Origin of the sequence: Halomicrobium urmianum, from assembly GCF_020217425.1 — an archaeon.
Lineage (GTDB): Archaea > Halobacteriota > Halobacteria > Halobacteriales > Haloarculaceae > Halomicrobium > Halomicrobium urmianum.
The window spans coordinates 1,427,412-1,449,078 of record NZ_CP084090.1; the positions used below are offsets into that span (position 1 = coordinate 1,427,412).

General features: G+C 69.7%; 23 protein-coding genes. 11 read left to right on the forward strand and 12 right to left on the reverse strand.

Annotated features, from left to right (window positions below):
- The first annotated feature begins 340 nt into the window (after nt 1-340).
- Nucleotides 341-1,135: a sulfurtransferase gene (locus LCY71_RS06885; protein ID WP_225335623.1), complete on the forward strand. Its 795-nt coding sequence runs from the start codon at nt 341-343 to the stop codon at nt 1,133-1,135.
- An 84-nt stretch (nt 1,136-1,219) separates the two neighbouring features.
- On the opposite strand, the gene LCY71_RS06890 is transcribed toward LCY71_RS06885, so the two are convergent.
- On the reverse strand, nt 1,220-2,218 hold the full coding sequence (locus LCY71_RS06890) for an AI-2E family transporter (RefSeq protein ID WP_225335624.1): 999 nt from the start codon (nt 2,216-2,218) through the stop codon (nt 1,220-1,222).
- 256 nt (nt 2,219-2,474) lie between these two features.
- Between LCY71_RS06890 and LCY71_RS06895 the strand changes: the two genes are divergently transcribed.
- A complete protein-coding gene (locus tag LCY71_RS06895; RefSeq protein ID WP_225335625.1) occupies nt 2,475-2,900 on the forward strand; it encodes a Pycsar system effector family protein in 426 nt (141 codons plus the stop codon).
- Between the two features lie 176 nt (nt 2,901-3,076).
- Here the strand turns inward: LCY71_RS06895 and LCY71_RS06900 are convergent, their stop codons facing one another.
- Nucleotides 3,077-3,760: a class I SAM-dependent methyltransferase gene (locus LCY71_RS06900; protein ID WP_225335626.1), complete on the reverse strand. Its 684-nt coding sequence runs from the start codon at nt 3,758-3,760 to the stop codon at nt 3,077-3,079.
- Nucleotides 3,761-4,015: 255 nt separating this feature from the next.
- Here LCY71_RS06900 and LCY71_RS06905 point away from each other — a divergent pair, with 255 nt between their 5' ends.
- Nucleotides 4,016-4,594, forward strand: coding sequence for a DUF7090 family protein (locus LCY71_RS06905; RefSeq protein ID WP_225335627.1), 579 nt, complete (start codon nt 4,016-4,018; stop codon nt 4,592-4,594).
- A 95-nt stretch (nt 4,595-4,689) separates the two neighbouring features.
- Nucleotides 4,690-4,848 carry a DUF7563 family protein gene (locus LCY71_RS21815; protein ID WP_226011219.1) on the forward strand — a complete coding sequence of 53 codons (159 nt, stop codon included), beginning with the start codon at nt 4,690-4,692 and terminating at the stop codon, nt 4,846-4,848.
- A gap of 123 nt (nt 4,849-4,971) precedes the next feature.
- Here LCY71_RS21815 and glmM read toward each other — a convergent pair whose 3' ends face one another.
- On the reverse strand, nt 4,972-6,279 hold the full coding sequence (gene glmM / locus LCY71_RS06910) for a phosphoglucosamine mutase (protein WP_225335628.1): 1,308 nt from the start codon (nt 6,277-6,279) through the stop codon (nt 4,972-4,974).
- Nucleotides 6,280-6,361: 82 nt separating this feature from the next.
- Nucleotides 6,362-6,523: a hypothetical protein gene (locus LCY71_RS06915; protein WP_225335629.1), complete on the reverse strand. Its 162-nt coding sequence runs from the start codon at nt 6,521-6,523 to the stop codon at nt 6,362-6,364.
- Between the two features lie 78 nt (nt 6,524-6,601).
- Between LCY71_RS06915 and rpiA the strand changes: the two genes are divergently transcribed.
- Nucleotides 6,602-7,285, forward strand: coding sequence for a ribose-5-phosphate isomerase RpiA (rpiA, locus tag LCY71_RS06920; RefSeq protein ID WP_225335630.1), 684 nt, complete (start codon nt 6,602-6,604; stop codon nt 7,283-7,285).
- 295 nt (nt 7,286-7,580) lie between these two features.
- On the opposite strand, the gene LCY71_RS06925 is transcribed toward rpiA, so the two are convergent.
- Nucleotides 7,581-7,748 carry a DUF1931 domain-containing protein gene (locus tag LCY71_RS06925; RefSeq protein WP_225335631.1) on the reverse strand — a complete coding sequence of 56 codons (168 nt, stop codon included), beginning with the start codon at nt 7,746-7,748 and terminating at the stop codon, nt 7,581-7,583.
- 269 nt (nt 7,749-8,017) lie between these two features.
- On the opposite strand from LCY71_RS06925, the gene larB reads away from it, so the two are divergent.
- The 3 genes from larB to LCY71_RS06940 all read left to right on the forward strand — a co-directional run bounded on the left by larB (nt 8,018) and on the right by LCY71_RS06940 (nt 9,478).
- Entirely contained in the window at nt 8,018-8,785 is a 768-nt protein-coding gene (larB, locus tag LCY71_RS06930) for a nickel pincer cofactor biosynthesis protein LarB (RefSeq protein WP_225335632.1), read from the forward strand.
- A gap of 71 nt (nt 8,786-8,856) precedes the next feature.
- Complete coding sequence (locus LCY71_RS06935; RefSeq protein WP_225335633.1) at nt 8,857-9,006, forward strand: DUF7563 family protein; 150 nt, start codon at nt 8,857-8,859, stop codon at nt 9,004-9,006.
- A 226-nt stretch (nt 9,007-9,232) separates the two neighbouring features.
- The gene (locus LCY71_RS06940) at nt 9,233-9,478 is read left to right on the forward strand and encodes a GIY-YIG nuclease family protein (protein ID WP_225335634.1); all 246 of its coding nucleotides are present in this window, start codon (nt 9,233-9,235) and stop codon (nt 9,476-9,478) included.
- A 28-nt stretch (nt 9,479-9,506) separates the two neighbouring features.
- On the opposite strand, the gene lipP1 is transcribed toward LCY71_RS06940, so the two are convergent.
- Nucleotides 9,507-10,448, reverse strand: a complete 942-nt coding sequence (lipP1, locus tag LCY71_RS06945) for a LipP1 family hormone-sensitive lipase (protein ID WP_225335635.1) — start codon at nt 10,446-10,448, stop codon at nt 9,507-9,509.
- Between the two features lie 144 nt (nt 10,449-10,592).
- On the opposite strand from lipP1, the gene LCY71_RS06950 reads away from it, so the two are divergent.
- Nucleotides 10,593-11,984: a phosphoglucomutase/phosphomannomutase family protein gene (locus LCY71_RS06950; RefSeq protein ID WP_225335636.1), complete on the forward strand. Its 1,392-nt coding sequence runs from the start codon at nt 10,593-10,595 to the stop codon at nt 11,982-11,984.
- Between the two features lie 165 nt (nt 11,985-12,149).
- Here the strand turns inward: LCY71_RS06950 and LCY71_RS06955 are convergent, their stop codons facing one another.
- From LCY71_RS06955 to samp2, 4 genes are all read right to left on the reverse strand, one after another.
- The gene (locus LCY71_RS06955) at nt 12,150-13,892 is read right to left on the reverse strand and encodes a hypothetical protein (RefSeq protein WP_225335637.1); all 1,743 of its coding nucleotides are present in this window, start codon (nt 13,890-13,892) and stop codon (nt 12,150-12,152) included.
- A gap of 819 nt (nt 13,893-14,711) precedes the next feature.
- Nucleotides 14,712-15,122 carry a hypothetical protein gene (locus LCY71_RS06960; protein ID WP_225335638.1) on the reverse strand — a complete coding sequence of 137 codons (411 nt, stop codon included), beginning with the start codon at nt 15,120-15,122 and terminating at the stop codon, nt 14,712-14,714.
- 92 nt (nt 15,123-15,214) lie between these two features.
- Nucleotides 15,215-15,595 carry a GNAT family N-acetyltransferase gene (locus LCY71_RS06965; RefSeq protein WP_225335639.1) on the reverse strand — a complete coding sequence of 127 codons (381 nt, stop codon included), beginning with the start codon at nt 15,593-15,595 and terminating at the stop codon, nt 15,215-15,217.
- Between the two features lie 5 nt (nt 15,596-15,600).
- Nucleotides 15,601-15,801 carry a ubiquitin-like small modifier protein SAMP2 gene (samp2, locus tag LCY71_RS06970; protein ID WP_225335640.1) on the reverse strand — a complete coding sequence of 67 codons (201 nt, stop codon included), beginning with the start codon at nt 15,799-15,801 and terminating at the stop codon, nt 15,601-15,603.
- A 92-nt stretch (nt 15,802-15,893) separates the two neighbouring features.
- On the opposite strand from samp2, the gene LCY71_RS06975 reads away from it, so the two are divergent.
- A complete protein-coding gene (locus tag LCY71_RS06975) occupies nt 15,894-16,865 on the forward strand; it encodes a replication factor C small subunit (protein ID WP_225335641.1) in 972 nt (323 codons plus the stop codon).
- Nucleotides 16,866-16,880: 15 nt separating this feature from the next.
- On the opposite strand, the gene LCY71_RS06980 is transcribed toward LCY71_RS06975, so the two are convergent.
- Both LCY71_RS06980 and LCY71_RS06985 read right to left on the reverse strand, forming a co-directional pair.
- Nucleotides 16,881-17,666, reverse strand: coding sequence for an ABC transporter permease subunit (locus tag LCY71_RS06980; protein WP_225335642.1), 786 nt, complete (start codon nt 17,664-17,666; stop codon nt 16,881-16,883).
- Nucleotides 17,663-18,571, reverse strand: coding sequence for an ABC transporter ATP-binding protein (locus LCY71_RS06985; protein ID WP_225335643.1), 909 nt, complete (start codon nt 18,569-18,571; stop codon nt 17,663-17,665). Before LCY71_RS06985 ends, LCY71_RS06980 begins: the two co-directional genes overlap by 4 nt.
- A 195-nt stretch (nt 18,572-18,766) precedes the next feature.
- Between LCY71_RS06985 and alaS the strand changes: the two genes are divergently transcribed.
- Nucleotides 18,767-21,556, forward strand: coding sequence for an alanine--tRNA ligase (gene alaS, locus LCY71_RS06990; RefSeq protein ID WP_225335644.1), 2,790 nt, complete (start codon nt 18,767-18,769; stop codon nt 21,554-21,556).
- Nucleotides 21,557-21,667 lie beyond the last annotated feature (111 nt).

Below are 21,667 nucleotides of genomic sequence, written 5' to 3' on the forward strand. Positions count from 1 at the left end.
ACGCGCCCCCTTCTTATACCCCTGCTTATGACGGCATGGTCCGCCACTCCTCCCCCTTTCCGGCAGAACCTGCGGATTCCAGACGCGACTACTGTGACTCACGGTGTCATCGCGAGTTCGGCGAATCGGGTGGGACGGGGGGAGGCGGGCCCTGTGCCGCGTACCAACCACGCACCTTACGGAAATCCTTGCCCCTATCTTCGAGCCGCCCAGTCGCCGACACGAGCGGGGCGGCAGCCGGTCGGACGGACGGTCGGGGCGTCACGGCGGTGCGCGATAGCCGCGCGGTAGCGGATCGAGACACACAGGTTCAAGCCCGCGGAGGGGAAAGTCGCAGGTGATGACCGACATCGTCTCCGCGGCGTGGGTGCGCGAACACCCGGACGCCCGGATCGTCGACGTCCGCGACGCCTGGGAGTACGAGGGCATCGGCCACCTCCCCGGCGCCGTGAACGTCCCGTTCGACGCCTACCGCGCGGACGCCCACGCGGCCGAGGGCGGCGAGGGCAGCGCCGGGATGCTCCCCGACGAGGGCGCGTTCGCGGACCTGATGCGCGAGGCCGGCGTCGCAAACGGCGACCACGTGGTCGCCTACGACGACACCCACGGCGTGTTCGCGGCGCGCCTGCTGGTCACGCTGGAGCTGTTCGGCCACGACCCCGCGAAGCTCCACCTGCTGGACGGGGACTTCTCCTCGTGGCAACTCGACCACGAGACGACCGACGAGGTCCCCGAGCCGGAGCCGACCGACTACGCCGTCGACCCGCCCGCGGAGACGCCGCTGATCGACGCCGACGCCGTGTCCGCGGCCGCCGAGAGCGGCGACGCCGTCATCGTCGACACCCGCGAGGAGCGGGAGTACGACGAGGGCCACATCCCCGGCGCCGTCCGGCTGAACTGGCAGACCCTCGTCGACGACGAGACGCGCGGGCTCCGGCCCGAGGACGAGGTCCGCGAGATCCTGACCGAGCGGGGGATTGCCCCGGAGGAGCGGATCGTGCTGTACTGCAACACCGCCCGGCGGATCAGCCACACCTACGTCGTCCTCCGGCACCTGGGCTTCGACGACGTGGCCTTCTACGAGGGCAGCCTGACCGAGTGGGAGCGGCAGGGGCGGCCGCTGGAGACCGCCTGAGACGGGCTGTCGTCGCCGCGCGCCGGTTCGACCGCCCGGCGACGGGTAGCCGACCGGTACTGATCGGCGACGGTCCGTACGCGGTCAGCCGGGCCGGGTCTCCGCCGTCGACCGGTCCGCGACCAGCAGGTCGACCGTCTCGACGAACAGCGCGACGACGAGCGGGCCGGCGATGAAGCCGACCAGGCCCACCGAGAGGACGCCGCCGGTGAATCCGACGAAGTAGAGACTCGCCGGGATGTCCGCCGTGTGCGGCGCCAGCTGCGGTCTGATGACCGCGTCCGGGAGGAACCCGACGAACACGAAGCCGAGCACCGCAACGGTCACGGCACCGGTCACGTCGCCGGCCACCAGGTCCGTCGCCGCGACGAGGGCGACGAGGACGCTGGGACCGATAACGGGGACGAACTGGAGGATGCCGGCGACGACGGCCAGCCCGAAGGCCGCCTCGTAGCCCAGCGCCCAGAAGACCACCAGCGCGATGGCGAACGTGCCCAGCGCCGTCGCCCCCTGGAGGACGTAGATGGCGTACAGCGTGTCCCGGACCCGCACGTGGAGTTGGCGGACGACGTCGTGGTAGGGTTCCGGGACGGTCCGGAACACCACCGCTGGGGCCGCGCTGGGGCGCAGCAGGACCGCGTACACCAGCAGCGCGAACAGGAACAGCTTCAGTCCCAGCACCGGCGTCTCGCCCGCCGCCGCGACGGCGAGGTCAGCGAGCGACCGGCGGAGGAAGGCGACGACCGTCCCGAGTTCGACGCTCACGGGGGTCCCGAACAGCTCCACGGAGACGCTATCGGGGAGCGACCGGAGGTAGGAAAGCAGCGCCCGCCTGCGGCGGTACAGCGACCACAGCGGCGGGACGATCAGCACCGCCACGGCCAGGAAGGCCACGCTCGTGCTCGCCGCGGCGGCCGTCCGCCGGCCGAACCCACGGTCGACGAGACGCCGGCGCAGCGGGTAGAGGACGTACGCGACCGTTATCGCGAAGAAGACCGTCGAGACCACGCCCCAGAGCAGAATCGCCGTCGCCAGCCCCGTGGCGACGACCAGCCCGGCGAGCACCCGCTGGCGGGAACGCATGGGACCACGGTTCGCGTCCGGAGACAAAAGGTCTCCGACGACGGAAGGAAGCCATTTGTCGGAGGAAATGGGACCGTACCGGGATCAGAAGCGACTGAGTGATCGATTTCGGCCATATTCGGTTGCTCCTCGATGCCGCAATCGGTATAAACCACCTACGTAACCTCGTAAGTAATGCCCGGGTCGTCGAGCCCCGAGAACGACGATATAGATCCGCCCGACGACACGTATCCGATCGCCCGTGAGGGCCCGTGAAGTGATCAGTGAACAGTTACAGACCTTACGCGACACGGATCAGAAAGCGATGTCTACGGCTCGAATCAACGGGCTCATTTTGGGTGTGCTCGCTTCTGCTGCATCACTTACTGATAATCCGGATGCTATCTTCGACGTCTGGGTCCACATAGGAGGGGCCCTTCTCCTCGGTTCGCTCTGTGTCGCTGTACTCACCTACACTGTCGACAGACCGAGTTACGGGATCGGACCCGGATATTTCGGCGCGGTCCTCAACGAGTGCGAATCACGGGAAGACGTAGAGAACGACATTCTTGGTCGGTACGCTGACTGGATTGACGACAACAGTGAGGAGATCTCGACGAACGGGAGTCACCTGCTTGCGGCTCAGACGCTGTTCATTGCCGGCCTCCTATCGATCGGCTCCGGAGTCTCTACCAGTCTCTGATCGATCAGACCAATGGTGATGTTTTATCACCGCTGGACGACTAAAACGAGACGTGACCGACCTGGATAGCGGGGAACGGGATCGTCCCGTGACTGCACGGGGATACAAGGGTCCCAAGTGGCTCATCAATAGGCTACCGCGCCTTGGCAGTTCGAACGGCGATTAGTAGCTAATTCTCATTCAGTCGCGACGCCGACGGTCAGCAGCGTCCCGTACTCGCGGTAGCGCTCGACCATCGCCTCGCGGGTTGCCCAGTCCTCGGTGGGGAACGCCGCCGCGGCCGGGATCTCAGTCTCCGTGTCGGGGATGCGGTCCTGCGAGGCGACGCGGAAGCCCGCCTCGCGGAACGCCTCGCGGTACTCCCGCTCGCTCCACAGCAGCATCGGCACGCCGACCAGCTCCTCCCACTCGTGGGAGTGAACGTTCTCCTCCCAGCGGTTGACGGCGCAGTAGAAGGTACCGCCGGGCCGGAGGACCCGCCGCAGCTCCGCGAGGACCTCGTGGGGGTCCTCGGCGTAGTAGAACGCCTCCATCGAGAAGCAGTGGTCGACGCTGTCGTCGTCGAACGGCAGGTGTGCGAAGTCGCCGACGACGAACGCGACGTTCGGATCGTCCGTGTACGAGCGGGCGTTGTCGGCCATCTCCCGGCTGGCGTCGATCCCGTAGGACCGGGCCGCGTCGTACGTCTCCCGCAGTGCGCGGCCGGCGTAGCCGCTGCCGCTGCCGAGATCGAGGACGACGTCGCCGGGCTCGACGGGCATCCGCGCGAGGACGTGCTTCGCGGTGTGCCAGTGACGCTCCTCCATCCCCTCGTCGCGGCCCTGCCGGGCCCACTCGTCGAAGGCCTCGCTGACGCTCATGGTGGACCGATGGCGCTACCCGGGCAAAACCCGTTCGGCTCGCACCGGCCAGGGAGTGGCCGCGCTCCGCCACGAGTGACCGCTCGCACTATCGAGGTCGCTCGCTTCGCTCTGTCCGAGGCCTCCCGCTGGTCGGCCTCGCTACCTCACGGCTCCCTGCGGTCGCCGTTCGATTTCGTGGAAGTCGCTCGCTGCGCTCGCGACCTCGCGGCCGACCCGCAGAGTTAATGCCGCCTCCGCGCCCCAGTCGGGGACATGGACTACGAACTCGCCATCGACAACACGCCCGACGCGATCCCGGGTGGGACGGGTATTCTCCTCCTTCATCCCAGTACGGGCGAGACGGACCGCCTCGACACGGACTTCCTGAGCACGGACACGGACCACCTGCTGGTCGTCTCCACGCGGACCACCGCCCGCGAGGTCGAGCAGAAACTGGAGTACTACGAGGTCGACGAGGAGCGCGCGACCATCCTCGACACGCTCTCGATCGAGCGGGGCTACACCCGCCGGGCCGGCGAGAACATCCGCTACGTCGCCTCGCCGAACAACTGGCAGGGCATCGCCGACGAGGCCGAGGCGTTCCTCGAGGATCACGACGGCAAGCTACGGATCACCTTCGACTCGCTGACCGAACTCATCTACTACGCCGACGAAGATCAGGCCCTCCAGGCCGTCGATCGGTTCCTCGAGCTGCTCGACGAGCACGACGCCGTCGGCATGTTCCACCTGGCGCGGGGCGTCCACGACGAGGCGACCTTAGAGCGGTTCCGCGAGCGCTTCGACGGCGTGATCGAACTCGGCGAGGACGGCGAGGTTACCAGCGAGTTCTGACGGGCGATTCCGGCGGTCCGAAACGCCCGATTTCGCGTAGTAGCCTCCCTCAAACCACAAACCGTTAAGAGGACAGACGCCCGATAGAGTGGTGTATGCCGGAATGTCAGAACTGCGGTGCCTTCGTAACGGCGGACTACGCACGGGTCTTCACACCTAACGGCGTCGACGCACCGCGGGTCTGCCCGCAGTGCGAGGACAAGATCCGCGACGGGGCCGGCGTGCGCGAAGCCAGGTCCACACGTCGCGGATAGTTTCTCGCCCGGAGTCGACCGCGCGACCGTCGCCCGGGGCGACGAGTCGCACTACGTGACCGAGCAGCGGGTCGGCCACCTCGCTCCACCTCCACGCGGTCCCCGCGCCGGGTCGTCGCTCGGTCACTCGCGAGCGCGAGCCACCAGCCCTGTGGCCGTCTCGAAGACGTCGTCGGCCCGGTCCGACTCGCGCGCCTCCGCGGTGATCCGGATCAGGGGCTGCGTGCCGCTGGCTCGCAGGAGGAACCACGCGTCGCCCAGGTCGACCCGGACGCCGTCGAGCGTCCGGACGTCGTCGTACTCGTCGGCGACCAGCGACGCGACGCGGTCCATGACCGCGCCCTTGTCCTCGACCTCGACGCTGTCCCGACGGATGGGGTAGTCGGGCACCTCGGCGACTCGCTCCCCGAGCGGTCGCTCGGCGTGAAGCTCGACCAGCCGGCAGGCCGCCAGCGGGCCGTCCGGACAGAGGGTGGCGTCGGGCCAGATCCAGGCGCCGCTGGGCTCGCCGCCGAAGGCGACGTCGTCCTCGCTGGCGGCCTCGGCCACGTAGACGTCGCCGACGGGCGTGTAGGTCACGTCCACGTCGGCCTCGGCCAGGAAGTCCTCGACGACGAGACTGGTGTCGACGGGGACGGCGACCGAGTCCCCCGCCTCCGCGGCCTCGCGACCGAACACCGCCAGCAGCTCGTCGCCGGAGACGAACGTGCCGTCGGCGGTGGCGGCCCGCAGGCGGTCGGCGTCCCCGTCGTGGGCGATGCCCAGGTCCGCGTCGGACTCGGCGACGAGCGAGGACAGCGACGTGCAGTGCTCCGCCGTGGGCTCGCTGGGTCGGCCCGGGAACGAGCCGTCCGGCTGGGCGTTGAGCGTCTCGACGTCGCAGTTGAGGCGGCCGAGCGCGTCGACGGTGACGCCGCCGGCGCCGTTGCCGAGGTCCACGATCACGGCCGGAGCTTCCGACACGTCGACGCTGGCCGCGAGCGCCTCGGCGTGGCGGTCGGTGGCGTCCCACTCCTCGCGCTCGCCGAAGCCGTCCCAGGCCGCGAGGTCGGCCTCCCCCGAGCGGATCCGGTCGCTGATCTCGGCCCGCAACTCGGCGTCGTAGGCCTGCCCGGAGGGCTGCCAGAGCTTGATCCCGTTGTCTGTGGCGGGGTTGTGAGAGGCGGTGACAGAGACGCCGGCGTCGGCCTCCCGCCAGCCGACGGCGCGGGCGACGGTCGGCGTCGACGCCAGTCCGAGGTCGATCACGTCCGTGCCGGACTCCCGCAGGCCGGCGGCGAGCGCGTCGACCAGCGCCGCACCGGAGTCGCGCGGGTCGCGGCCGACGACGACGCGGTCCGCGTCGACGCCGAGCGCCCGCCCCACGTCCAGCGCGAGCGCCGCCGTCACCTCGTCACCGACCGGGCCCCTGATGCCGCTAGTGCCGAACATACCCGAAGGTGACGCGTGGGGGTCGAAAATATGTACCGTCTAAGGGCGGACGCGGATCACCGTACGGGGCGGCCGGACCGCACTACTGGGGCGACCACTCGCAGGCCGCGCCGGCTGTGAGGCCCTCCGCTTCGACGTGCGATTGGAGGCAGGCGTAGTTGCAGAAGCTCCCCGTCGGCTCGCCGCCGGGGGCCTCGCTCACGTAGATGGGATCGTGAGTCGCGACGTCCGAGCCGCAGTACATACAGGTGCGTCCCGTGCACAGGGCTCCGGCCGTCCGAGGCGCAGGCGTTTTGCCCGTGCCCGCGGAGCGCACACACACATGGACAGAGACGACGCGAAGCGGCGGGCGGCCGCCTCCGCGGTCGAGGCGGTCGAGGACGGCATGGTCGTCGGTCTCGGCTCGGGGAGCACGGCGGCTCACGCCGTCCGCGAACTGGGCGACCGCGTGGACGCCGGGCTGGACGTGCGGGGCGTGCCCACGTCCTTCCAGGCCCGTGAAATCGCCCGCGAGGCGGAGATCCCGCTCGCGGACCTCGACGAGGCGAACGTGGACCTCGCCATCGACGGCGCAGATCAGGTGGCCGACGGCGACCTGGTGAAGGGCGGCGGGGGCGCCCACGCCCGCGAGAAGATCGTCGACGCGGCCGCCGACCGCCTCCTGATCGTGATCGACCCGACCAAGGAGGCCGACGTCCTCGACCATCCGATCCCGGTCGAGGTGCTGCCCGACGCCAGGACGACCGTGGCCGAGGCGGTCCGCGAGCTGGGCGGCGATCCGAACCTCCGCTGGGCGGAGAACAAGAGCGGCCCCGTCGTGTCCGACAACGGCAACCTCCTGCTGGACTGCGACTTCGACGCCGTCGAGGACCCGGCCGGACTCGCGGCCGACCTCGCCGGCCTGCCCGGCGTCGTCGAACACGGCCTCTTCGTCGGCATCGCCGACGAGGTCCACCGCGGCGACGAGGGCGGAGTCACAGTCCGGCGACTCTATAGTAGCAATTGACACTATTTACACGTCGAGGGGCACCCCGGGTGCCCCCTCGAGTGTGTCAGTGCGTTCAATTGCTACTATAGACGTCCGCCGGGAGTCGCACGGTGCGGGACCGCTCCACCGCCCCGAGGCGGCCAGCGACCGGCCGCCGTCGAGCGACCGGCGCGGAAACCAGTGTCGACCGCGCCGAAGCCAGCGGCTACCGGTTCCGGAACTGACAGACAGCGACCGGTTACTCGCGGCAGTTGACGAGCGCGACACAGCAGCAGCTACCGGGTCGGCGTCGAAAGAACGGAGGAACGCGACCTTACAGGTCGCGCGGCTGAACGGTCTTGCGGTCGTTGGCCTCGGCGCGACGAGCGGCGTCCTCGAGCAGCGCCTCGACCTCGTCGTCGAGAGAGTCGTAGAAGTCGGAGGCGACGTTCATGTCATCGAGCGCTTCCTTGACGGCGGCTTTGACGATTAGGTCTGCCATACAAGCGCTCCTAACCGTGGGGTGTCTTAAATACTTTCCTGAATCCGGAGCCTCTCGCCGGTACTCACGGCCGTTTGAGCGGCTCTCGAGGCCAGAAGACCTTTATAAATAGGTGTGTCGTCCGACAATTCCCTCGTTGTGACCCGACGAAGGCGGTAAACGACGGGTAAATCGAGGGGGTGCGGCGCTCGCGCGCGCCGTCGGGCGACTGCCGCTCGCCGGCGCGCGGAGACCGACGGATAAGAGTGGCCCGGGACCGGAAGGGGGGTATGCGCGAGATACTGGAGGCGGTCGCCGCGGGCGAACTCAGTCCGGCGGCGGCCGAGGCCGAACTGGCAGGGTACGCTACCGGCGAGGCCGGTCGGTTCGACGCGGCCCGGGTCCAGCGATCCGGGGTCCCCGAGGCGGTGCTGGCCGAGGGGAAGACCGCCGCCGAGGTGGCCGACCTGGTGGCCACGTCCGTGGAGACGACCGACCGCGGCATCGCGACGCGGCTCGAACCCGACGACGTGGCCGCCATCCGCGAGCGACTGGCCGAGGAAGCCCCCGACGCGACGATCCGCTGGGACGAGCGGTCGCGCTGGCTGGTCGCGGAGACGCCGGCCTTCGAGCGCCCGGACCTCGACGCCGAAGTGGGCGTCGTCACAGCGGGGACCTCTGACGCCGTCCCCGCCGGCGAGGCGGTTATGATCGCCGGCGAGATGGGCGCGACCGTCCACCGGATCTCCGACATCGGCGTCGCCAGCCTCGCCCGGGCCATCGACCGCCTGGACGAGCTGCGCGAGCTGGACGTGCTGATCGTCGCCGCCGGCCGCGAGGGGGCGCTCCCGACCGTCATCGCCGGCCTGGTCGACGTCCCCGTGATCGGCCTGCCCGTCTCGACGGGCTACGGCCACGCCGGCGAGGGCGAGGCGGCCCTCTCGGGGATGATCCAGTCCTGCACGGCGCTGACGGCGGTCAACGTCGACGCCGGCTTCACCGCGGGGGCACAGGCCGGCCTGATCGCTCGCCGGATCGACGCCGCGAGCGACACCTAACCCAGTTGGGTGTGGAGGTATCCCGCTCGGCGGCGGATCTAGAGGCGCCGGCACGGAGACCGGCGTCGACGATGCCAGACTGTGACCACTGCGGCGCGCACGTCTCGGAGCGGTTCGCGCGGGTGTTCGCCGTCGAGCGCGGCGAGATCCGCGCGTGCCCCCAGTGCTCGGCCAACGCCGGCATCGCCGAGGCGGCGAGAGAGCGCGCCCGCCACGCCTGATCCGCCCGGGGTGCACCGCGACCGCTGTCGGCCGATTGTTCCCGTACGCCTGGCCGGGGCCAGCGAGGCCGCGAGCGGAGCGAGCGGCCTCGAACCGACGCCGACAGTGCGGTACCACCGGACGGACCCCTGCGGCCGTCGCCGACACCGCCCGGCGGCGACGGCACCGCTCTGCAGCGACTGCGACGTCGACACTGACTTGCCGTCCGACGCCCGCTCCCCGAGCGTGAGCGATCACTACGTCTACGTGCTCCGGTGTGCCGACGACACGCTGTACACCGGCTACACCACCGACGTCGAGCGGCGCGTCGCCGAGCACGACGCCGGCGACGGGGCCAAGTACACGCGCGGACGCACGCCCGTCGAACTCGTCCACGTCGAGGCGTTCGACGAGCGCGGCGCGGCCATGAGCCGCGAGCACGAGATCAAGCAGCGCTCCCGGACCGAGAAGGAGCGGCTGATCGACGACTGATCCCGGGGTCGGAGAGCCGAAGCCCGGTTTAGGCCCCGAACGAGTCCCGGAGCCGCCCGGCCGACCGCTCGATGGCGTCGTGCGCGGCGTCGAGGTCCGGCTGATCGAGCATCCCGAAGAAGCCGTGGATCATGTCCTCGTAGTCCGCGTGCTCGACGGGGACGCCGGCCGCCTCGAGGCGCTCGGCGTAGCGCACGCCGTCGTCCAGCAGCGGGTCGAAGCCCGCCGTGATCACCGTCGCGGGCGGCAGGCCCGAGAGGTCCCGGGCCTTCAGCGGGTAGGCGTAGGGGTTGGCCGCGTCGACGGGATGGGCGACGTACCTGTCGTCGAACCACTCCATCTCGGCCGTCGTGAGGCCGTACCCCTCGCCGTTTTCATCGCGCGAGGGGAGGTCGGCGTCCGTGGTGACGGGATAGACCAGTAACTGGTGATCGAGGTCGGGCCCGTCGCGGTCGCGGGCCTGCAGCGCCGTCACGGCCGCGAGGTTGCCGCCGGCCGAGTCGCCGCCGACGGCGATCCGGTCCGGGTCGCCACCGAAGGTGCCGACGTGCTCGGCGGTCCACTCCAGTGCCGCGTAACACTCCCGTGGCTGGTCGGGGAAGGGGTGCTCCGGCGCGAGGTTGTAGCCGACCGAGACGACCACGCAGTCGGCCTCGACGGCCAGCGACCGGGCGACCGCGTCGGCCGCCTCCAGCGATCCGAGCACGAACCCGCCGCCATGGATCCACAGGAGCGTCGGGTAGGGACCGTCGGTGCCGGGGCGGTAGATCTGTAGACCGATCGGCTCGTCGGCGACCGGGCTGGGGGTCTCCAGGTCCCAGGTCCGCTCGACGTCGGGACCGGTGCCCGTCGCCGCCATCTGCTCGTGCTGGTCGCGGGCCGCCTCGACGGTCAGCGCCGCGACCGACGGGACGCCCAGTTCCTCCTCCATCGCCAGCATCCGCTGCAGTTCGGGGTGGGGCTCGCCCATGGGACGTGGAGGCACGTGCTCCCGCTTGAATCCCCCGCCGACAGCGGTCGGCCACCGACCGGGCGAGCGGACCGTCTCGGGGCCGAGCCGAGCCGGATTGTCGCCTCCCGGACCTTTTTCCTCGGTCGACGCGGAGCAACGAGCATGGACGCCGAGGCCATCGAGTTCGGCACGGACGGGTGGCGAGCGACCCTGGACGAGTTCACCGAGGAGCGCGTGGGGATGGTCGGGCAGGCCGTCGCCACCTACCTCCGGGACCGCGGCGACGACGACCCCGTCGCGATCGGGTACGACGCCCGGGAGCACTCGCGGGGCTTCGCCGAGCGGCTGGCGCGGGTGCTCTGCGGCAACGGCTTCGACGTGCTCCTGCCCGAACGGGACACGCCCACGCCCGTCGTCGCCTGGACGGTCAAGGACCGCGGGCTGGCGGGCGCCCTCCAGATCACCGCCAGCCACAACCCGCCGGAGTACAACGGCGTGAAGTTCGTGCCCGGGGACGGCGCGCCGGCGCTGCCCGAGACCACCGAGCGCATCGAGGCGAACCTGTCCGAGCCCGATCCGCTGCCCGAGGACGAGTGGGGCGAGGTCCGCGAGGAGGACCTGATCGAGCCGTACCTCGACCACGCGGCCGAGGTGGCCGATCAGTTCACCGACGACGTCGACCTCTCCGAGCTGATCGTCGCTTACGACGCGATGCACGGCAGCGGCCGCGGCGTCACGGACGCGCTCCTGGAGCGGGCCGGCGCGGACCTCGTCCGCCTGCGCACCGAGCGCGACCCCGACTTCGGCGGCGGCGCGCCGGAACCAGTGGCCGAGCGCGTCGAGGAGTTGATCGCGACGGTCCGTGACGAGGCCGACTTCGGCGTCGTCAACGACGGCGACTCGGACCGCATCGGCGTGGTTACGCCCGACCGCGGCTTCCTCGACCCGAACCTCTTCTTCGCGGCCGTCTACGACTTCCTCCTGGAGACCGCGAGCGGCGACGTGGTGCGGACCGTCTCGACCTCCAGCATCGTCGACCGCGTGGCCGAGGCCCACGGCCAGGCCGTCCACGAGACGGCGGTCGGGTTCAAGCACGTCGCCGGCGCGATGGCCGACCACGACGCCCTCATGGGCGGCGAGGAGTCGGGCGGCTTCGGCGTCACGAGCCACCTCCGGAACAAGGACGGCGTCCTCGTGGCGCTGCTGGCCGCCGTCGCCGAGAGCGACGAGTCGCTCGACGCCCGCGTCGACCGCCTGCTCGCCGAGCACGGCGAGATCCACCAGGACCGCGTCAGCGTCGACTGCCCCGACGACCGCAAGGCGGGCGTGCTGGCCGATCTGGAGGCAGACCTCCCCGAGTCCGTCGCCGGCCAGGGCGTCGCCGACGTCTCCACCGTCGACGGGTTCAAGATGACCCTGGAAGACGGCACCTGGCTGCTCGTGCGGCCCTCCGGGACCGAGCCGAAGATGCGCATCTACGCCGAGGGCGGCAGCGGGGAGCGCGTACAGGAGCTGCTGGAGGCGGGCCGCGGCGTGGTCGAGCCGCTGGTCTGAACGCGGCGCTGTCTATCGCGCGCTGAGTCGCGGCGTCGTCGGCTAGCCGCAGCAGCGCGTCGGCAGCCTTCCGGTTACCGTCAGCCAGCGCCCGCAACGCCCGCTTGCCGCCGCTACCAGTGACTTCGAATAGCCGCGCGGTCTTCGCGCCGGGCGCTTCGACGTCTATCTCCGCGATGTAGTCCCGCGTCGATTGCTTGACCCCATCTGGTCGACGAGCCGCTGACGGATCGCCGGCGACATGTCGCTCAAGCGGTTGCCCAACCGCGCCGTGTCGATGCGGTCGCTCTCGGGCAGGGCTTTGCGCACCTGCTGGGCGCGGGCCATCGCCCGCGTGGAGACGCCGGCTTTGAGCCCGGACTTGGCCGAGTCGACGGCCTTCAGCGCCCGGTTGAACTTGCTCGACTGGCGGGTGATCCGCGTCACCGCGCTACCGACGCCGCTGCTCGCGGCCTCCTTCGCGACCGAGCCGGAGCCGTAGCCGACGTACCACCCCGTCGCGAAGGTGCCGTACTGGCCAGTCCCGTCTTGGAAGGGATTACGCGTGTCCTGCGTGTCCTGGATCTGCTCGACCAGCAACTGCGGCAATTTGGTGATGGCTCCGGGGTTGTCCGCGAAGAATGCCGCCAGCTGCTTCATGTCCTCGACGATCGAGGCCGGATCGGTCACGAGCTTCTTCAGCTGCAGCAGCGTCTGGCCGACGACCGTCCCGAAGCCAGACGAGAAGCTCATGATCAGGATCGCTTCCCGCTTGCCCACATCCACGGGCGACTGCTCGATCACCCGCGCCGCCTGCGCGAAGGAGTCGGGACCGGTGAACGTCTGGCGGTTGCTGTTGTCGTGGACGTCGCGGGCCTCGACGTCGACCGACGCGCCCGTGACGAAGCCCGCCGCGCCGACCTGGATCTTCTCCAGCGTGTCGCGCTCGACGGTGAACTCGACGTAGTCGTAGCCCCACTCGGTGTCGCCCTGGCCGGCGATGGCCCCCTGGACCTCGCCCTTCTTGTAGAAGCGCGTCTCGCCCAGGCCGCTGGGGTCGGTCAGCCGCAGCGTGACGTTGTAGGAAGTCCGCGCCGCGTCGCCAGTCTTGATCGACCGGACCTGGACCGTCGGCGCCGTGTGGTCGTGGATCGCCGCTTCCGTGCTGCCGGCACGCTCCTCGCCGTCGGTGATGCCGTCGCCGTCGGAGTCTTCGTCGTCGGGATCCAGTTTCAGGCGGTACTCGGTCAGGTCCGAGAGGCCGTCGTCGTCGGTGTCGGCGTACAGCGGATCCGACGTGACCGGCGGGCGATCGAGGACGGACACCGGATCCGTCGCGTCGTCCTCGCGGGCTTCGGCGAACTCGTCGCCCTGTTCGGGCGAGGTAGCCAGCGCCGCCCGCCAGCCCTCGCGTTCTTCGGCGTCGGTCAGTCCGTCGCCGTCGGAGTCGACCGCCGTCGGGTCGCTGGCGAGCTTCCAGTAGGACTGGGTGACCTTCCGCTGCTGGCCGTCGACCGTGACCGTCTGCGTCCGTTCGGCCAGTTCACCGATCTCCTCGCCGTCGGGGATCCCGTCGTCGTCGGTGTCGGGATCGGACGCGTTGGTCCTGAGGACCTCGCCCGTCCCGGTGCGGAACCCGCGTTCGACGAAGTCCTCGACGCCGTCGGCGTCGCGGGTGATCCGCAGGCCGTCGATCCGCAGACCCGCGAGGCCGGTCGTCTCGGCCGCGATCCGCAGCGTCGTCGTCTCGCCCTCGGTGCCGACGTCCGTGAACGTCTCGTCGATCTCGACGGTGCCGTTATCCGAGGTCGAGACGAGCGTCTCGTCGACCGGGCCGCTCACGGTCACGCGCGCCTCGGAGTTCTTCACCGCGACTGCGCGACCGCTGCCCTCGATGGTCAGTTCCTCGACGTGGCCGTCGATCGGCACCTCGACAACCGAGGTGGCCGTGGGCGGGCATTCGACCTCCTGGATGCCGTCGACCGGGTCACAGAGGTCCTCCTGCCGGGGCGTGTTGACCGACCCGGAGTCGTCGTCATCGTCATCATCGATTGGGACCGGGTCGATGTCGATACTACCGGTTGTGAACGTATCGGCATCGTGAACGTACAGCGGGACGTGTAACTGCCCTCCCTCTCGAACGAGCTCACTGTCTGATACCCTGGCGCTAACGTCGATATGCTCCCCTTCAACGCCATCGGAAGTACTGTAAACGACTTCCTCGCCGAGTAAGAGTTGGGCTGTCGACCCCGATTCGGGCTGCAGCGTCAGTCCATCGACCTCGAGATTCGCCTGAACTGGGCCAGGAACTGACGGTTCCGAATAAATGGGGTCACCGAAGCTGTGCGACTGAATAGAGATACCACCAGAAGCCCCCTCTTGATCCGCAGTATGTTTCGTCTGCTCTGTTGAATCCAGTGACGATGGCTGGATCGCTGGACCAGCATCTAGTGTTTGAGCAGCAGTCAGCGACAGATCGCTGTTCGGAACCAGCATTCGCTCTCCAAAACCGCCTATCGTTCGAAGTCCGCTTGTGAGAATCCGTCACAACTGGCGTCTGATGACGTGTGTTCAGCCCCGATCCCCGCGCTATCTGCGGATTCAACAGAGCACTTCAGCCACAGACGCTCACAGCTCTCGGCGTCGAGCACGGTGACGTGGACGATATCGGTGTGGACGCTGTTGGCGGACCCGACGACGTACGCCGTCGACCCGTCGACGCGCAGCCACCAGTTGTAGGCGTGGAGTTCAGACCCGTACCCCCCACTGGCGATCAACCTTGCCGTCGGCGCTGACGTGAACGACGTGATTGACGTCGTCGCCGTACAGGAGACGGCTGACGCCGCCGCCGTGTGTGGTCACGGCCCCGGTGCGAACGTCGTCGAGGTCGGCCCCGACGGAACGGCGCCAGCGGACCGAGCCGTCGGGCGTGATCCGGAGTAGCTCGTCAGGCTGGTCGTCATACCGTTCGATCGCGAGCGCGACATCGCCGTCCGGGAACTGTGCCGCGCCGGCATAGCCATCGTCGTCCCCGGCGAAGGCTTCCTCCCACAGTATCTCCGGCCGTTCGGCCGCGGCCGTCGCCTCAACGCTGATGAACTGCCCGAAGGCAGTACAGGCAGCCACACCGGCGAATGTTCGACGTGTGACGGACCCCATTATCACGGATAGCCGCGAGTTATTTTCAAGTGCTTCGTGGTAGAGACGCGGCCGAAGATCCGCGTGGTAGCCGTCAGCGTCAGAAGACTCCGCTATTCACAGTCCAGCCGTCCGCGACACCGCTCGCACTCGCCCTCGACCACGTTTATCTCGAACCCCAGCGACTCGTAGAAGGGCCGCACGTCGGCGTCGAACTCGGCGGTCAGTCGCTCCCGGCGCTCGGCCGCGGCCTCGACGAGCGCCGATCCGATCCCCTGGCCGCGGCGGCGTCGCCGGACGGCGACGGCGGCGATCCGGTTGCCGTCGAGGACGAGCGCGCCGAGGACGCGGTCGGTGTCGTCGGAGACGGCCACGAGCGTCTCGCCCACGTCCAGACTCCGGGCCAGAACGTCGTCGTCGACCGCCAGCACCGCGCCGTCGACGACGTTGGCGACGGCGGCGCGGTCGTCGGGCGTCGCCTCGCGAACGCGCACGCGGGTCACCCGCCCTTGATGAGGCGGACGACCCGGACGTGCTCGGCCTCGACGGGCTGGTCCGTCGGAACCGGGTCGCCGTCGACCAGCATCGACACCTCGTGGGGGCTCAGGTCGACCGGTTCCAGCAGGTCCGCGTAGGTGGCGTCCTCGGGAGCGTCCACTTCGTGGGTGTCCTCGCCGGCCACCTCGACGGTCACGCGCATGTGCGAGGATTCGCCCGGGCGGCCTTGAGGGTGTCGTCGAGCGCGTCCCTCGTCTCGGGATGTTTAAGACCGGCCGGGGCCTCCCTCGGACCATGAGCGAGGCCGAGTCAGAGCCGGGGCGCGGGGACGTCTGGATCGAGAAGTACCGCCCCCAGACCCTCGACGAGATCCGGGGCCACGAGGGCATCGTCGAGCGCCTGCAGAGCTACGTCGCGCGCAACGACCTTCCCCACCTCCTCTTCTCGGGTCCGGCGGGCGTCGGGAAGACGACCTGCGCGACGGCCATCGCCCGCGAGCTGTACGGCGACGACTGGGAAGAGAACTTCCTGGAGCTGAACGCCTCCGACCAGCGCGGGATCGACGTGGTCCGCGAGCGCATCAAGGACTTCGCGCGGACGAGCTTCGGCGGCTACGAGCACCGCATCATCTTCCTCGACGAGGCCGACGCCCTCACGAGCGACGCCCAGTCGGCGCTGCGCCGGACGATGGAGCAGTTCTCCAACAACGTCCGCTTCATCCTCTCGTGTAACTACTCCAGCCAGATCATCGACCCGATCCAGTCCCGCTGCGCGGTCTTCCGGTTCTCGCCGCTGTCGGACGCCGCGGTCGCCGACGAGATCCGCTCGATCGCCGACGAGGAGGGCATCGAGGTGACCGACGACGGCGTCGACGCGCTCGTCTACTCGGCCGACGGCGACATGCGCGCGGCGATCAACGGCCTGCAGGGCGCGGCCGCGACCGGCGAGGTCGTCGACGAGGCGGCCGTCTTTGCGGTCACCTCCACCGCCCGCCCGGAGGACATCCACGAGATGGTCGAGTCGGCGCTGGACGGCGACTTCACCGCCGCCCGCTCCCGGCTGAACGAACTCCTCACCGAGGAGGGCATCGCCGGCGGCGACGTGATCGATCAGCTCCACCGCTCGGTCTGGGAGTTCGACATGAGCGACCGCGAGGCCGTCCAAGTGCTGGAGCGGGTCGGCGAGACCGACTACCGCATCACCGAGGGCGCCAACGAGCGCATCCAGCTCGAGGCGATGCTGGCGTCACTGGCGCTGGACGAGTAGGCGGATTCTCTCCTCTCAGAGGTCGCTGTTCTCGAACCGCTGCAGCCCGACCAGCAGCAGGACGACCGTCCAGCCGAGCAGGACGAGGACGCCGAACCACGGCCGGTAGTAGACGGCGTCGGGGGCGGGAATCGGCGTCGCGAGGACGTTGACCGCCGTCCGGTAGGCGTTCGTCGGGTTCAGCTGTCTGAAGGCCGTGACCCACTCCGGTCCCGGCCCGGTGGGCATCGCGAAGCCGTTTGCGACGAACCGGAGCAGCGTCGGGACCTGTCCCCAGAGCATCGCCAGCAGCAGGAAGGTCCCGAAGACGGCGACGACGGCGCGGCTGGTCGTCCGGACGCTGGCGGAGAGGCCGACGGCGAGGGCGACCATCGCGACGCCGAGCCCCACCGCGAACAGCCAGCCGACGGCCAGAGAGGCGAGGTCGGGGACGCCGACCTTCACGAGGTAGACGGCCGTCGACGCTAGGAAGCCGACGGTGGTCAGCGAGGTGACCACGGCCGCCCGGCCGACGACGGTCCCGAGGAGGACCTCCCGCCGCGTGTGGGGAAAGGAGAGGACGACGCGGAGCCCGCCGTTCTCCCGGGGGCCGGCGACGGACTTGTACCCAACGAGCAGGGCGACCAGCGGCAGGAAGAAGGCGACGGTGCTCGCGTGGTACGTCGCCAGCGGCTGATCCGAACTGGTCTGGACGTGCGTCAGCAGGCCGAACACGAGGACGAAGACGGCCAGGTGCGCGAACAGCGAGCGCGACCGGTACGGATCGAGCGCGTCCCGTCGCGAGACGATCGTCCAGCTCATCGCTCCCCCTCCGTGTACGCGGCGAACAGGTCCTCCAGGGACGCGTCGCTGGTCTCGATGTCGACGACGCTCGCGCCGTCGGCCCGGAGCACGTCGACGACCGCGGCCTTCTTGTCGTCGGGGCAGGCGACGGTGACCGCTCGCCCGTCGACCGCGACGTTCGAGACGCCGGCGACGCCGCGGACCGTCTCGAGGGTCCCGTCCGGCCGGCCGTCGAGCGTGACCGTGATCGTCCCGCCGGAGCCGGCGGCCGCCTGCAGGCCCTCGATGGTGTCCTGAGCGATCAGTTCGCCGTCCTGTAAGATGGCGACGCGGTCGCAGACGGCCTCGACCTGCCCGAGGACGTGCGAGGAGAAGAAGACGGTCGCGCCCCGCTCCCGTTCCTCGCGGACGATGTCGCGCATCATGCGCGCGCCGTTGGGGTCCAGCCCGGTCGAGGGCTCGTCGAGGACGATCAGGTCGGGCTCGCCCACCAGCGCCGTCGCCAGCAGGAGCCACTGGGTCATCCCCTTCGAGAAACCTCCGACGCGTCGATCGATGGCACCGGCGAGGCCGACCCGGTCGAGGAGGGACGCCGGGTCGTCGTCGGCGTCCTTCGAGTCGACGGCGTACCGGAGGTGCTGGCGGGCGGTGAGGTGCCCGTCGAGGTGATAGGCGTCGGGGAGGACGCCCGTGCGCCGGCGGATCGCCTTCGCGTCCGCCTGCGCGTCGAGGCCGAAGACCCGCGCCTCGCCCCCGGTCGGGCGCAGGTAGTCGAGGACGATGTCGATGGTCGTGGACTTCCCCGCGCCGTTGGGGCCGAGGAAGCCGAACACCGCTCCCTCCTCGACGGTGAGGTCGACGCCGCGGAGCGCCACCACGTCGCCGAACCGCTTGCGGAGGGAGCGCAGTTCCAGCGCGGACATGCGCGCCGCTTCCCGAGGCGGTGACATAGGCTTTTCCCGTCGTCCGGAACTCCGAAAGAATCCCGGCGCGGCCGATAGGGGAGCGACGGGGGGGTCGTCACTCCCGGGGCTCGCGTCGTCACCATCCGGCAATCGTCGCCGCAACGGACCGGGGTTCGGAACAGTTTTAGGCGCTCCTCGGCGAAGACTACCGCAATGAGCGACCTCGCCGACGAGTATCGACTCGACTACTTCGAGGAGGAGGGGTTCGTCCGCCGGGAGTGTCGGGAGTGCGGCGACCACTTCTGGACCCGCGACGAGGAGCGGGAGATCTGCGGCGAGCCCCCCTGCGGTGAGTACCGGTTCATCGACAATCCCGGGTTCGACGAGGAGTACACCCTCGAGGAGATGCGCGAGGCCTTCCTCTCCTTTTTCGAGGACAACGGCCACGAGCGCATCGATCCCTACCCCGTCGCCGCGAACCGCTGGCGCGACGACGTCCTGCTGACCCAGGCCTCCATCTACGACTTCCAGCCGCTGGTGACCTCCGGCGAGACGCCGCCGCCGGCGAACCCGCTGACCGTCTCCCAGCCGTGCATCCGGATGCAGGACATCGACAACGTGGGCGTCACGGGACGGCACACGATGGCCTTCGAGATGATGGCTCACCACGCGTTCAACGCCCGGGAGGACCTCGATGACCCCGACCAGTACGCCTACCAGGGCGAGGTCTACTGGAAGGAGGAGACCGTCGAGTACTGCGACGAGCTGTTCGCGTCCATGGGCGCCGACCTCGACGAACTCGTCTACATCGAGGACCCGTGGGTCGGCGGCGGCAACGCCGGGCCCGCCCTCGAAGTGATCTACCGCGGCGCCGAGCTGGCGACGCTGGTCTTCATGTCGATGGAGCAGGACCCCGACGGCGAGTACGAACTGAAGGACGGCAACCGCTACTCGCCGATGGACACCTACGTCGTCGACACCGGCTACGGCCTGGAGCGGTGGACCTGGATGAGCCAGGGCACCGCGACCGTCTACGAGGCTATCTACCCCGACGCCATCGAGTTCCTGAAGGACAACGCCGGCATCGATCTCACCGACGAGGAGGAAGCGATCGTCCACGAGGCCGCGAAGCTGGCGGGCCACATGGACATCGACGAGGCCGAGGACGTCGAGGAGGCTCGCGGCGAGATCGCCGCCGAGGTCGGCGTCGAGACGGACCGCCTCGTCGAGCTGGTCGAGCCGCTAGAGGAGATCTACGCCATCGCCGACCACGCACGCACGCTGGCGTACATGCTCGGGGACGGCATCGTCCCCTCCAACGTCGGCACGGGCTACCTCGCCCGGATGGTCCTCCGGCGGACCAAGCGGCTGGTCGACAGCGTCGGCGTGGACGCGCCGCTGGACGAGCTCGTCGACATGCAGGCCGAGCGCCTGGGCTACGAGAACCGCGATACCGTCCGCGACATCGTCCGCACCGAGGTCGAGAAGTACCGCGAGACGCTGGACCGCGGTGGCCGGCGGGTCCGACAGATGGCCGAGGAGTACGCCGAGCGCGGCGAGCCGATCCCGACCGAGGAGCTGATCGAGCTGTACGACTCCCACGGCATCCAGCCGGACACGGTCGAGGAGATCGCCGCCGAGAAGGGCGCGGCGGTCGACGTGCCCGACGACTTCTACGCGCTGGTGGCCGACCGCCACGGCGGCGGGCAGGCCTTCGAGGAGGAGGAGGAGGGACGGCCCTACGGCGACCGCCTGGCCGAGCTCCCGGAGACCGATCGGCTCTACTACGAGGACCAGCAGCGCATGGAGTTCGAGGCAGTCGTGCTGGAGGTCTTCGAGCGCGACGACGGCGGCTACGACGTCGTCCTCGACCAGACCATGTTCTACCCCGAGGGCGGCGGTCAGCCCCCGGACCACGGGACGCTGTCGACCGACGACGCCACCGTCGAGGTGACGGACGTCCAGCGCTACGACGGCGTGATCGTCCACACCTGCGACGGCGACCCCGGCACCGGCGAGTTCGTCCGCGGGAAGGTCGACGGGACGCGGCGCCGCCGGCTGATGCGCCACCACACGGCGACCCACATCGTCATCCACAGCGCCCGCGAGGTGCTGGGCGAGCACGTCCGTCAGGCCGGTGCCCAGAAGGGCACCGAGAGCTCCCGGATCGACATCCGCCACTACGAGTCGATCAGCCGCGAGCAGGTCAAGGAGATCGAGCACCGCGCCAACGACATCGTCCGGGCGAACGGCCAGGTCAGCCAGGAGTGGCCCGACCGCCACGAGGCCGAGGACGAGCACGGCTTCGACCTCTACCAGGGCGGCATCCCGCCGGGCGAGCAGATCCGTCTGATCCACGTCGACGACGACGTGCAGGCCTGCGGCGGCACCCACGTCGCCCGGACCGGCGACGTCGGAGCCATCAAGATCCTCGGCACCGAGCGCGTCCAGGACGGCGTCATCCGGATCACCTTCGCCGCCGGCGACGCCGCGATCCAGGCCACCCAGGACACCGAGGACGCCCTCTACGAGGCGGCCGACGTGCTCGACGTCTCCCCCGAGGAGGTCCCTGAGACCGCCGAGCGGTTCTTCACCGAGTGGAAGGCCCGCGGCAAGGAGATCGAGGACCTCAAGGAGCAACTCGCCGAGGCCCGCGCCGCGGGCGGGGCCGACGCCGAAGAAGTGGACGTGGCCGAGGCCACCGCCGTGATCCAGCGCATCGACGCCGACATGGACGAGCTGCGCGCCCAGGCCAACGCCCTCGTCGAGGAGGGCAAGATCGCCGTGCTAGGTTCGGGTGCGGACGGCGCCCAGTTCGTCGTCGCCGTCCCCGACGACGTGCCCGTCAACGCCGGCCAGGTCGTCGGCGAACTCGCCGGCCGCGTCGGCGGTGGCGGCGGCGGCCCGCCGGACTTCGCGCAGGGCGGCGGCCCCGACGGCGAGGCGCTTGACGACGCGCTGGCGGACGCGCCCGACGTGCTGCGGCAGGTCGCGAACGCGTAGGACAACTGCATTTTCGCGGGTGGCAGCGCGGTTGTGGCGTCGTTCTACCAATCCTCTTTTCGCGACGAGTGCAAACTCCGTCGAAAGCTACGTAAACATCGCATACATAGC

Coding starts and splice junctions, on each gene's coding strand:
- LCY71_RS06925 (WP_225335631.1), bottom strand. CDS start 7,748: ATGGCAGACCTAATCGTCAAAGCCGCCGTCAAGGAAGCGCTCGATGAC.
- LCY71_RS06975 (WP_225335641.1), top strand. CDS start 15,894: ATGAGCGAGGCCGAGTCAGAGCCGGGGCGCGGGGACGTCTGGATCGAG.
- LCY71_RS06915 (WP_225335629.1), bottom strand. CDS start 6,523: ATGTACTGCGGCTCGGACGTCGCGACTCACGATCCCATCTACGTGAGC.
- rpiA (WP_225335630.1), top strand. CDS start 6,602: ATGGACAGAGACGACGCGAAGCGGCGGGCGGCCGCCTCCGCGGTCGAG.
- LCY71_RS06900 (WP_225335626.1), bottom strand. CDS start 3,760: ATGAGCGTCAGCGAGGCCTTCGACGAGTGGGCCCGGCAGGGCCGCGAC.
- LCY71_RS06935 (WP_225335633.1), top strand. CDS start 8,857: ATGCCAGACTGTGACCACTGCGGCGCGCACGTCTCGGAGCGGTTCGCG.
- larB (WP_225335632.1), top strand. CDS start 8,018: ATGCGCGAGATACTGGAGGCGGTCGCCGCGGGCGAACTCAGTCCGGCG.
- alaS (WP_225335644.1), top strand. CDS start 18,767: ATGAGCGACCTCGCCGACGAGTATCGACTCGACTACTTCGAGGAGGAG.
- LCY71_RS21815 (WP_226011219.1), top strand. CDS start 4,690: ATGCCGGAATGTCAGAACTGCGGTGCCTTCGTAACGGCGGACTACGCA.
- samp2 (WP_225335640.1), bottom strand. CDS start 15,801: ATGCGCGTGACCGTCGAGGTGGCCGGCGAGGACACCCACGAAGTGGAC.
- glmM (WP_225335628.1), bottom strand. CDS start 6,279: ATGTTCGGCACTAGCGGCATCAGGGGCCCGGTCGGTGACGAGGTGACG.
- LCY71_RS06985 (WP_225335643.1), bottom strand. CDS start 18,571: ATGTCCGCGCTGGAACTGCGCTCCCTCCGCAAGCGGTTCGGCGACGTG.
- LCY71_RS06905 (WP_225335627.1), top strand. CDS start 4,016: ATGGACTACGAACTCGCCATCGACAACACGCCCGACGCGATCCCGGGT.
- LCY71_RS06960 (WP_225335638.1), bottom strand. CDS start 15,122: ATGGGGTCCGTCACACGTCGAACATTCGCCGGTGTGGCTGCCTGTACT.
- LCY71_RS06885 (WP_225335623.1), top strand. CDS start 341: ATGACCGACATCGTCTCCGCGGCGTGGGTGCGCGAACACCCGGACGCC.
- LCY71_RS06890 (WP_225335624.1), bottom strand. CDS start 2,218: ATGCGTTCCCGCCAGCGGGTGCTCGCCGGGCTGGTCGTCGCCACGGGG.
- lipP1 (WP_225335635.1), bottom strand. CDS start 10,448: ATGGGCGAGCCCCACCCCGAACTGCAGCGGATGCTGGCGATGGAGGAG.
- LCY71_RS06950 (WP_225335636.1), top strand. CDS start 10,593: ATGGACGCCGAGGCCATCGAGTTCGGCACGGACGGGTGGCGAGCGACC.
- LCY71_RS06980 (WP_225335642.1), bottom strand. CDS start 17,666: ATGAGCTGGACGATCGTCTCGCGACGGGACGCGCTCGATCCGTACCGG.